The sequence below is a fragment of the Pseudoalteromonas sp. 5Ae-yellow genome (assembly GCF_014077565.1).
GTDB lineage: Bacteria > Pseudomonadota > Gammaproteobacteria > Enterobacterales > Alteromonadaceae > Pseudoalteromonas.
Genome location: NZ_JACGWD010000100.1, coordinates 1 through 11,638 on the forward strand (window position 1 = coordinate 1; position 11,638 = coordinate 11,638).

The following is an 11,638-nucleotide window of genomic DNA, read 5'->3' on the forward strand; positions in this document are numbered from 1 at the left end:
GATAGCCACGCGGTATGAAAAGCTTGAACGAAATTATCATTCAATGCTCGCTTTAGCATTTACTATGATGTGGCTACCAATGTGGGCTGATTGATATATGTACTACAAAGATCAACAGCCCCTAGTAGTTTTACTTGGACAGAGGCTGATGGTGGATTTAATTTTACTATGGATGCCACAGCAATCAGTGTAGATGAGGAAAAGCTTAATATTTACACAACGTCCTCCATATTTGTTCCGTTAACAAAGGATTTGAAATGAAATCACAATTAATAGCGCTTTCTAGCATCATATTTTTAAGCACAGCAGCTTTTGCTGATGAATCTAACGTAAATTTGCCTGCCAAGGATAATCAAGATCCATTATTTATAAAAAAATGCGAAGAGTTTAGACAAGCAAAAGCTGATAAAGACATTGATACTTTGATGACTTTTGTACCAAAGCATTTTAAAGATACGGAAGACGAAAAAAAACGAGCTATTGCATATTTGAGTAAAAAGGCGGAAAAGTTTCAAAAGTATGTAACAAGCCCTGAATTCGAGGTTTTATCTCAAAAGATATCAACAGAGACAAAACCTCTTTTTGCTCAAGTTAAAATTGAGGCTAAATATGGCGAAAAGAACTTAGTGTCGGATGGTTGTGGCTTTAAATATACCAAAAAAGACGGTTGGATAATCATTGTTGCGTCTAGCTAATTGGCTTTTCGAACATCTTAAGTATTTATATATTATGAGAGTATGTAACTAAGCATACTTTTTTATTCAAAGAGGGAATTTTGGCTAATTCAATTATATTAAAATCACTATTAGAAACGATTAAATGGCTATTCATTTGGCTAACTGTAGCAGGCCTTGTACTAGGTGTTTTAAGCCAAGGCTTTATTTTTGATACAACCGATGGGCTTGATGTTTTATTAATTATTGTGCTTTTGATGTTTCAACACCGGTTAAAGTTTGATGAACACAATAATCAAATAGATATAAAGTTGGGGGCTTATTTTTTTAAGAAAGAAATCTTCACGTATAGTCACCACTCCATTGATACAAACAGTATAAACACAATATCGTTTAGAGCAGATAAAGCTGTAAATATCATAGATATTAATTACACCTCAGCACAAGGCAAATTGAGCACTTATACGTTTAGGTGTTTCAAGCAAGACAAACAAGCACAGCTAGTAGTGAGTAAACTCTCAACCGTTGAGCGCGTTTATGCAGCTAAACGTGAAGAGGCCGAGGCTGAAAAAACAAACTCAGCAACAGTAAACAAATTTACAAAAATATTTCCGCAACATACTATTTTAGGTAATGCGGAGGCTAAAAATAATATTCCCATACTTAGGTGCGCGCTACCGCTCCCTGATAGTAAGAAAAGCTTAGTTCATTTTGTCGTCGTGTGTTTTGCTTTGCTTACGCTATTTATTGCTTATTCATCACAAAATTGGAAATCATCTTTTGCGTTTTTAGTAATAACTTATGTAAGCTATTACTTTGCTAGGGTAATTATTTGTAATAAATACTATTTTATAAAAACAGCGCCTCTAAGCTCCATTATAGTAAATGATGACGAGCTTTATTTACCCGCGTTATTATTCACTGATAAAACACCGCGTACACTAACTAAGCAGGATATTATTAGCATTGAGGCTAAATGGAATTACAACTACGATTCAATTGATGACTCTATTGGCAGAACTACAAAAAGGTCACACTTAATATCGCTTGTTTTTAATACCACAAAAGGGCAGAGCATTTCGCTGACGCACTGGAGTGTTGATAGTGAAGACCTAGTATATTCGTTATTAAAATACAAATACCCAGTTTCATTAGATAGAACAAGCGAAATGGTTTACCCATTTAAGCGGCACGTGGGGCTATTCGTTTTTTTGTTTATACTCATTATACTTGTTATGAGCCTGCCAAAAATTATATCTACTTAATGATAGGTACTTTTGTATAGGCGCTGATTACAGTTCAATGCAGCGTGGTCACGCCGTTTTTAGGTTGCTAACTTTTAAGGATAAAGTTTTGAAAAATATATTTAAATTTATAGTCGTTCTTACCGCAAGTTTATGTGGTTATGCAAACGCACAAAATAACCTAGCACTTAATTATCAAGTCACTAAAGAACTAAATCATTTTGCATACATTAAAATAAAAGTCACCGATAAATACCTTCGTACAGACTATGTTTTGCCAAATAAAACCTTTACAGAAATGACTATTAAAGATGATGGACAATATATTTTAGATCATCAAAAAAATATCGCATACAGATTGGATTATTCTGTAAATAAAGAAGGTGGTGATAAAGCTCTTACTGATATGATGAAATATGCGCCAGGATTTACTAAAGAACAAATTTATGAAATGAGTCTTGACCCTAAAAACGACCCTAATAATTATATTGCCTACGAAAAGGAGGGCGAAAATTTATTTATAGGATATTTTGATGATGAAAAAGTCCAAACAGTAAAAACGAGCTCATTCCCAAGCCAATTTCTATCATCTGCTGAATATACTTGGCTTTTAAAACGAGCACGAGAAGATACTTATTTTGGAAAAACGTTTGTTGGTTTTTTAGATGTGCCTTTAATAGACTTTATGCGTAAATTTAAGTATGAAACAAATCAAATACCGACAGAAATATCACTGCATGATGAAGGCAAAGCTGTTTTTTTAAAGACTGTTAGTAACAGTGAAATAGATGAAGGTGAACTTAAAATAGAGCCTAAGTTTATGATTAAAGACATAACGCATGTATCGATTCAATTTTTGAAGAATTTAGAAAGTATTGCTAGGGAACAAGGAGTAATAGAATGAAAAAAACCACAAAAAAACTCATTAGATTAATGGCTGCGTCACTTATTGGTTTAATGCTTTTGAGTTATGGGCTCTTAGCAATGACTCTTGATACTGAGTCTAATCCAATAATCAACTATATCTGTATAGGAGGAGGGTTTATTTTCTGCATGGTTATAGTCATATTTGTTGTGAAAGAAGGTCTGAACAATCAGAGCATTCCTAAATAGTCCTTTAGGTCCAACGTTTGTTAATTTGAATTAACCTTTTGCAAATACAGCTTTTTAGGTAGTACATTAGTACTTAAATATTTAAAAACATTAGAATTAATAAGGATAACTGATTAGTTAGATGGTCCAATTATTCCTATAATGCTCTATACTAATAACAATAAAAATTTATGGTGAAGGTAAATGCTAAAAAGAAATATTTTGTTGAATGTAACAAAAAATAATAAATTAATGCTCGTTGCAACAATAATATTTGTTCTTATAGCTTTGCCTTCTCTATATATGTTCGATCAAAAAGTAAGAAGTGATGTTTACCATTCAGCTCAAATAGAATTAAAACGTGAGCTTGAAACAAAAAGCCATTCACTAAAAAAACACCTTAAAGATAGTGTTACCGCAATCCGCTTTTTAGATGCAACTCCTCCTATTCAAGGTATTACCCGCGCAAAAGAAAATAAACTGATTGATCCAATTCTTGGAACACCCATTGATATTTGGCAGGAGCGTTTAGCAAGTATTTTTACAGGCTTTATGCAGACTGATGACACTATATTGCAAGCTCGCTATATTACGCTCGAAGATGGTGGACAAGAAGTTGTCAGGGTTGATAGAAACCAACTCGGAGAAATTAATCGACTGCAAGGTCTGCAATTACAAAAGAAAGGCCAACGCGATTACATGATAAAAGCGAGTATGCTCGATAATAAAAGTGTTTATATTTCTCCTATTAACTACAACCGTGAAAATGGGCAGATACAAGAACCTTATATAAGTACTTTTCGTGTAGCTAAGCCTGTTTTTGATGAAAAAAATAAAATTTTTGCAATATTAGTCACTAACTACTTTGCTGATAAATTAATAAAAAGTTTAACGGTTGAATCTCCACAAGGAACACAAATTTACCTAATGAATAATGAAGGTGAATTTTTATATCATCCAAACCCTCAATTACGCTTCGGTTTTGAATTTAATAAAGCAAAAACATGGACTGAAGAATTTTCCATTGCAAGTACAATGGCAGAGCAAGGCACTTTACCGCTAAGTAATTACCCAATTGCTTACACGTTAAAAAAGCGTATTTCGCTTGATGGTGATATTGCCATGTTACCTTTAGAGCTTGGTGTAAGTGTTGATACTAAAACGTTGTTTGCAAAGGTGAACGAAAGGCGTCAAAACTTTATTGCAATGCTAGTGGTATTCTTTAGCGTATTTTTAGTTATTGCCTTTTTATACCAACGTTTTATAAACCGTAAGTTGTTAATTAATTCTCTAAAAGAGCAAAACAATAAAGTAATAGAAAATTCTTTGGATGCTATTTTTACAATTGAGAAAAACGGCGAAATTGTTCACTTTAATAATACAGCTAAAGAAGTTTTCGGTAATTCAATCTCAGGCACTAGCCCTGACTTTGTTTCTTTATTTAACTTAAATGAAGCCGATAATAACTGTATAGAAGAGACTATTTCAAACGGATCAAAAATGCCGTTTGAAGCTATCTACACAGATGGTTATGGCAACAAACAATACTTTTCAATTACACTCAGTAGTATTTTTGATGTCTACAATAACCGTTATCAGGTAGCGGCTATTTTAAGAAATATTAGCTCATTAAAAAATACTCAATCAGAGCTTGAAGGCTTAAACAGTACTTTAGAGCTAAAAGTATCACAAAGGACTGTTGAGCTAGAGCGAGCAATTGATCAAGCATTAGCAGCGAGCCAAGCAAAAAGTGACTTTGTAGCAAATATATCTCACGAAATACGCACACCGATGAATGGCGTTTTGGGTATGCTTGAAATGCTCAAAGAAGATGGCTTATGTGAACAACAATACCATTACTTAAAATTAGCTAATAGTAGTGCTAACTCTCTGATGAATTTGATTAACGATATTCTCGATTTTTCTAAAATAGAAGCGGGTAAGCTTGATATTGATAATCATACATTTGATGTTGTTACAGTATGTAGCGATATGATTAGCTCTTTAGCGTTACAGGGCCAGCGCAAAGGTCTTGAAGTATTTTTAGATACAAAAGATGTAGTAGATAGAATGGTTATTGGCGACAGCCATCGACTAAAACAAATTTTAATTAACTTAGTTAATAATGCTTTTAAATTCACTCACCGAGGTGAAGTAAGTTTAACAATTGGTTCTAAGTACATTACCGACTCAAAGTTATTAATGAGCTTTACAATAAAAGACACTGGTATTGGTATAGCACCAGAGAACATAGACAAACTATTTGAAGTGTTTACACAAGAAGACTCAAGCACAACCCGCCACTTTGGTGGTACAGGCTTAGGTTTATCTATATGTAAAAAGCTCGCTCAGTTAATGGGTGGTAATATCACTGTTATAAGTGAAAAGGGCGTTGGTAGTACATTTACAGCAACGGTTGAGCTACACGTCGCACAAGAGAAAAAACTAAATACAGGTATTGAACTTGCTACTAGCATTAGCGTAGCTGCATTAATAGCGCGCGATAATGTCTATCAAAATGTGTGCGATTTGTTGCTATTAACTTGTAAAGTGAATGCAGAAAACATTATAAGACTCGACTACTTTAGTGAGCATAAAGAATTTGAGGCTGACTTATTATTGATTGATGATGAGCACCCTCAAATTGATGCCCTTATTAATTACTGTAAACAGTTTAATAAAAAGTATGTTTTAATTTTACGCGACATGGTGACCGATAAACCAACTAAAATGGTGTTACCTGAAGGTAGCCATATTTTAAATAAACCGCTTACCCAAGATCAATTCAGCTATAAGTTAGCCAGCTTATTTGGTGCTAGTAATGACTGTATTATAGCGCCACCCAAAGGCTTAACAGAAGAACAAGTAGAGCCTGACCTTTCTGCTTATCATATATTATTAGTAGACGATAATATGATAAACATTGAAGTAGCTAAGGCGATTTTAAAACGAACTAAAGTAAAAATCACCTGTGCATCAGATGGCGTAGAAGCATTAGAAGCATTGAGAGAAAACACAGAACAATCCTTTGATGTAATTTTAATGGACTGCCAAATGCCTAATCTAAATGGGTACGATACAACAAGTGAAATCAGAAGTAGTAAAGCCGGAGTCGATTACACACACATTCCTATTATTGCTATGACAGCAAGCGCGATGGAAGGTGATAGAGAGCGTTGTTTAACTGCAGGCATGAACGACTATATTACTAAACCAATCAAGCCAAGAACGCTAAAAGATAAGTTAATCACCTGGCTAAGTTAATAGTTATTAATTGAGAATCAGCTGCTTATGCAGCTGATTTTTTTGGTTTAGCATCCGTTGATATATTTAACTTTGTTATGTCGGCGCTATCGAGTACGGATTGTGTGTCTGACCAATGTAGTAATTCAATTTTTCCATCTTGCTGCTCTACCAGCGCTGTACAGCTCTCAATCCAATCTCCATCGTTACAATACATAATTCCGTCACCTACTTTTATTTTGGGATGATGAATGTGTCCACAAATAATACCGTCTACGTTTTGCTTTTTAGCTTCATGAATTGCGGCATCTTCGAAGGCTTTAATTGCTTCACGTGCTTTGTGTACGCGAGCTTTTATCCATGATGCAAGCGAGTAGTAATTACCACCAAATAGCTTTCGAATACGATTGGTCCAGCGGTTTAAAAATAATAAAAAGTCGTATCCTGCATCGCCCGCGATACTAATAAGTTTGTTATAGCGTGTCGCGGAATCAAAATCATCACCGTGTACGAGTAAAAAACGTTTATTAGCTTTAGTGGTGTGAATAAACTGCTGGTGGATTTCAATACCAAATAACGTTTGATTTATATAGTTCCTAAACGTTTCGTCATGATTACCGGGTATATAAATGACGCGTGTACCGTTAACTGCTTTTTGTTGTATACAGCTCAATACTTGATAATGCGAAGGGTGCCAATAAAACTGTCGCTTCATTGACCATAAGTCAATAATATCACCCACTAAATAAAGTGTGTCGGATTCTACCGAGTTTAAAAAATCAAGTAAGTAATCAGCTTTACAATCTTTGTAACCTAAATGAACATCAGATATCCAAATGGCTGGATAATGTTGTTTTTTACGCAGTTGATTGTTTGTCATGCCCGTCATCCATAGTGTAATAATTAAACACTGTAGATAAACCTAATGACACTTATGAGACACTTTAGCGAAGCCTCCATGACAATTTATACCAAGGCACGTAATTAAATGATTTCTACAAAGCTAGGAAAGGTGAGTCATTGAGCAGCTATTATTACGTATTGCTATTAATCGCGCATAAAAAAGGCCGCATTTTAAATGCGGCCTTTTAGTCTATTTTGAGCGTGCGTGTTATTAACCTTTAACAGCCGCTTTAATTGCATCAATTGCAGTGTCAATATCAATCATTAGCTTTTCACCGGTGCGGCGGTTTTTAAGCTCAACTTTATTCTCGTCAAGGTTACGCTCACCAATTACAAGCGTGTAAGGTACACCAATTAGCTCCATGTCATTAAACATAACACCAGGGCGTTCTTTACGGTCATCAAATAACACATCAAGACCTGCATCTTTTAAACCTTGGTAAAGGTTATTTGCTATATCAGGAATACGATGCGATTTGTGCATGTTCATTGGAACAATTGCTAAATCGAATGGCGCGATTGATTTTGGCCAAATGATCCCGTATTGATCGTTGTTCTGCTCGATAGCAGCGGCAACAATACGTGAAACACCAATACCGTAACAACCCATAGTCATGGTTTGGTTTTTACCACCTTCGTTTAATACACCCGCTTTCATCGCTTCTGAGTATTTAGTGCCAAGTTGGAAAATATGACCTACTTCAATACCACGTTTAATTTGTAAAACGCCTTGGCCACATGGGCTCATATCGCCTTCAACAATATTACGAATATCAGCAACTTCGTAATCTGTTACGTCACGATCCCAGTTAATACCGCTGTAATGCTCGTCGTCTTTATTTGCACCGGCAACAAAATCAGCAAGTATGTTAGCGGCTCTATCAACAATAATAGGCATAGATAAGCCAACCGGACCTAATGAGCCAGGTTTTGCGCCAATAGCAGCAATAATATCTGCCTCTGTTGCCATTTCAAGCGGAGAGTCTACTAATGGGTGCTTTTCAGCTTTTAGTTCATTTAATTCGTGATCGCCACGCAGTACTAAGGCTACTAGAGTACGTACTTCGTTTTCATCAGGCGTACCATAAACAATTAACGTTTTAACACCGCGATGTGGCTTAACACCGTAGTGTTTTTTAAGCTCGTTAATCGTTTTAGCATCAGGAGTTGGAAACGCTTTAAGCTCTTTTGATGCTTCAGGGCGAGGCTCGCTTGGTGCCAGTGCTTCTGCTTTTTCAATATTAGCGGCGTAATCACTGCCATCACTAAATGCAATGGCATCTTCGCCCGACTCAGCAAGTACATGAAACTCGTGCGATACGCTACCACCAATAGAGCCTGTATCGGCTATAACAGGGCGGTAATCAAGGCCTAAACGCTCAAAAATATTACAATATGCTTTGTGCATCGCTTGATAAGTCGCATCTAAACACTCTTCACTTAAGTGAAAAGAGTAGGCATCTTTCATTGTAAATTCACGAGCACGCATTACACCAAAACGAGGACGACGTTCGTCGCGTACTTTAGTTTGTACTTGATATAAAGTAACTGGTAACTGCTTGTAGCTGCTTATTTCTTTACGTACGAAATCAGTTATTACTTCTTCGTGTGTTGGGCCAAGTGCAAATGTACGGTTATGACGGTCTGTAAAGCGCATAAGCTCAGGACCAAATTCATTCCAACGGCCAGACTCTTCCCACAAATCAGCAGGTTGAATAACAGGCATTAGCATTTCAATTGCACCCGCTTTGTCCATCTCTTCACGTACAATGTTTTCTACTTTACGTAGCACGCGTAAACCAGAGGGTAACCAAGTGTATAAACCCGAAGCGACGCGACGGATCATACCGGCTCTAAGCATTAACTGATGCGACACGATTTCAGCATCTGATGGCGTTTCTTTAAGTGTTGCGAGTATATATTGGCTTGTACGCATGTTTTTTCCGAAATAGAGTAATTATATTCTTTTAATAGAGCTTAAGTTTACCAGCGGATGCTTTTACACTAAAGCGCTAACTGAGTTATTTAGTTTTTTTCTATGCTTGTTACTACGTTATGCTCGCCATTGACTTGCCAGCGAATATTATAATTATACAAAGTCATACCATAGCTCTGCTCGCCGTCTTTTTGTTTTTTATATGCAGGGCGGGGATCTTGTTTTAAAACATTGGCAATAAAATCATGTAAATCTGGGTATTGTGTTTGCGCATTAACAAACTCAATTGCTTGAGGGCTAAATTCAACCGTCATTTGTGTTTCTGGGCGCGTGTCAGCAAAGCCAGCACTTGCATCCGGCATAGAGTCTGAATACGGCAAATACGGTTTTATGTCAATAATCGGTGTGCCATCAAGTAAATCAATGCCAGCGAGTAATAAGCTAAGTTGTCCGTTTTTATATTCAATACCTTCAAGTTTTACGGCGCTCATTCCAATTGCGTTTGGTCTGAATGTAGCACGGGTCGCAAATACACCTTTTCGCTCATTGCCACCCAAACGAGGCGGGCGCACCATGGCAGAATAACCTTTATCGGCTGTTTCATGAAAACGAAATAACAACCATATATGAGTAAATTCATCTAAACCACGTACAAACTCTTCGCGATTAAAATCGGGGGCAAATATAAGCTTTGCTTTAGCTTGTGGCACTAAACGTGGTTGCCTAGGTATAGCAAACTTTTGTTTATAAGAAGATTGAATGTGGCCAATAGCCGAAATGGTATAATCGCTCATAGTACTCGGGTACAAATAAAATAGAGCGCTATTCTACCCGCATTTAACATTTATGGCATTAATGTAAGCAAGTTTATTGCGTATACCAATTTTATTAAAAATATGATTATTCTACCGCATTAAATAGCGCACTTACTTTGTTAAGAATTATTCATAGTTGACTGTATGGATGCAGGAGGTAGAGCAATGCAGGGAGCAATTTGTGATAACAACTATAAATTATATTTGCCTTGTTATTGCGCTATTTTCTTAGTGTTATAATAGAACGCTTATTTAATGCAATTGGCATTATAAACTATACGGTTTAAAGTTATTTATTGGACTGATTGGTTTATATTAATATATTTAAAAAGAGCCTAAAACAAAAAAGGTAAGCCCTAAGGCTTACCTTTTATACATACTAAAAACTAATTAAAACATGTATTGAACTGATACAGACGCTACATCCATATCTGGGTCAATATCGTCATCAAGTTTATAGCGTTCGTACTCTAAACGAAACTGTACATTTGTTGTAAGCGCGTATTCAATACCAGCGCCGTAAAATGCATCACCACCATCTGTAGACGCTGATACGCCACCTACTGGTAAATCTTGTGTGTAATCTGCATCCCATTCAAGCCAACCGCCTTTTGCATACACAGAAAAGCTTTCTGTTATAGGGTAGCCCAAACGTGCGGCAAGGGATACGCCATCAATTTCAGCTTTGCTGTCTATATCACTTACTTCATCAAAGTTTTGATAAGCAAGCTCTAAGCTTAAGTACTCGTTAAATTGTGCACCAACGTAACCCTTAAGCATTTGAGCATCGTCGTCAAAGTCAGTGTCGTTGTCACTGTCTTCAAATTCAAAAGAATATTGACCGTAACCGATACCAGTATAAATACGTGGAGAATCGAAATCAGAAATGTCAGCGTGTGCTGCAGAGTTAAAACCCAGTGTTGCTAGTGCAATAGCTGAAAGAGAAAGTGTTTTAATCATTGAATAGCTCCTTTACAAAAAATAATCAAATGCTTGATTTCATTAATCAAACTTCAATTATCTACTTGCAGCGAGCGTGCCAATATTAAAATGAATTAAAAACACGCCTTAATTAATTCTTTTGTATTGGTTTTTACGGTGTTTAGCGTGTTTTATAATCAAAGTGAACTTTTGTGTAATTGAGTACTCTAAAATAAGTTGTATGTTTTACAAAGTATAATGAGTTTTTTACATAGCCTGAATTATTTAAACTAGTAATTACACTGTATGAAGCAAGTTTTCTGTTTCAATTGCTATTTCTTTCATTTTTATAGCGTAATTTTCTAATTTAATATCTTCTTCTGTTACAGCTTTAAACGAAGGCACTTCTATAGGGTAACCCGTTTCATCCATTGCGATAAAGCTGATAACACAATGATTTGTTTCAACCATATTTTGTGTTTTTGGATCGCCACAACGCACTTGTATAAATATTTGCATACTACTTCTACCCGTATGGGCAATTTTAGCTTCTACTTCGACTATTTGACCTACTAGAATTGGGCGTCTAAATTTAACACCCGCAACCGAAACCGTTACGCAGTAGTGACCACTCCAACCCGCAGCACATGCATAGCCTGCTTGGTCAATCCATTTCATGACGGCCCCACCATGAACTTTACCACCAAAATTAACATCGGTAGGCTCTGCTAAAAAACGAAAAACAACTTTTGACGACGGCATAGATAATACTCATATTTATTAAAACTACTATTAGCATAACGTAAAAAA

At 36.0% G+C, this 11,638-nt stretch carries 10 protein-coding genes and 1 pseudogene; 6 read left to right on the forward strand and 5 right to left on the reverse strand.

Annotated features, from left to right (window positions below):
* From H4J63_RS18510 to H4J63_RS18535, 6 genes and pseudogenes are all read left to right on the forward strand, one after another.
* Nucleotides 1-94: pseudogene (locus tag H4J63_RS18510) on the forward strand (IS5/IS1182 family transposase); the annotation flags it as partial.
* A gap of 163 nt (nucleotides 95-257) precedes the next feature.
* Nucleotides 258-695 (forward strand): hypothetical protein, encoded by a 438-nt coding sequence (locus H4J63_RS18515; RefSeq protein ID WP_182197918.1) that lies wholly within the window; start codon nucleotides 258-260, stop codon nucleotides 693-695.
* Between the two features lie 80 nt (nucleotides 696-775).
* Nucleotides 776-1,939, forward strand: a complete 1,164-nt coding sequence (locus H4J63_RS18520) for a hypothetical protein (RefSeq protein WP_182197919.1) — start codon at nucleotides 776-778, stop codon at nucleotides 1,937-1,939.
* Nucleotides 1,940-2,027: 88 nt separating this feature from the next.
* Nucleotides 2,028-2,822, forward strand: coding sequence for a hypothetical protein (locus tag H4J63_RS18525; protein ID WP_182197921.1), 795 nt, complete (start codon nucleotides 2,028-2,030; stop codon nucleotides 2,820-2,822).
* Nucleotides 2,819-3,031 carry a hypothetical protein gene (locus H4J63_RS18530; RefSeq protein ID WP_010552728.1) on the forward strand — a complete coding sequence of 71 codons (213 nt, stop codon included), beginning with the start codon at nucleotides 2,819-2,821 and terminating at the stop codon, nucleotides 3,029-3,031. Before H4J63_RS18525 ends, H4J63_RS18530 begins: the two co-directional genes overlap by 4 nt.
* A gap of 183 nt (nucleotides 3,032-3,214) precedes the next feature.
* The gene (locus H4J63_RS18535) at nucleotides 3,215-6,274 is read left to right on the forward strand and encodes an ATP-binding protein (RefSeq protein WP_182197923.1); all 3,060 of its coding nucleotides are present in this window, start codon (nucleotides 3,215-3,217) and stop codon (nucleotides 6,272-6,274) included.
* A 25-nt stretch (nucleotides 6,275-6,299) separates the two neighbouring features.
* On the opposite strand, the gene H4J63_RS18540 is transcribed toward H4J63_RS18535, so the two are convergent.
* From H4J63_RS18540 to H4J63_RS18560, 5 genes are all read right to left on the reverse strand, one after another.
* Nucleotides 6,300-7,133 (reverse strand): UDP-2,3-diacylglucosamine diphosphatase, encoded by an 834-nt coding sequence (locus H4J63_RS18540; protein WP_182197925.1) that lies wholly within the window; start codon nucleotides 7,131-7,133, stop codon nucleotides 6,300-6,302.
* A 234-nt stretch (nucleotides 7,134-7,367) separates the two neighbouring features.
* Entirely contained in the window at nucleotides 7,368-9,092 is a 1,725-nt protein-coding gene (locus H4J63_RS18545; RefSeq protein ID WP_182197927.1) for a proline--tRNA ligase, read from the reverse strand.
* Between the two features lie 89 nt (nucleotides 9,093-9,181).
* A complete protein-coding gene (gene tsaA / locus H4J63_RS18550; RefSeq protein WP_182197928.1) occupies nucleotides 9,182-9,886 on the reverse strand; it encodes a tRNA (N6-threonylcarbamoyladenosine(37)-N6)-methyltransferase TrmO in 705 nt (234 codons plus the stop codon).
* 411 nt (nucleotides 9,887-10,297) lie between these two features.
* The gene (locus tag H4J63_RS18555) at nucleotides 10,298-10,867 is read right to left on the reverse strand and encodes an outer membrane beta-barrel protein (RefSeq protein ID WP_007586810.1); all 570 of its coding nucleotides are present in this window, start codon (nucleotides 10,865-10,867) and stop codon (nucleotides 10,298-10,300) included.
* Nucleotides 10,868-11,125: 258 nt separating this feature from the next.
* Nucleotides 11,126-11,590, reverse strand: a complete 465-nt coding sequence (locus H4J63_RS18560; RefSeq protein WP_007586808.1) for an acyl-CoA thioesterase — start codon at nucleotides 11,588-11,590, stop codon at nucleotides 11,126-11,128.
* Nucleotides 11,591-11,638: the final 48 nt, after the last annotated feature.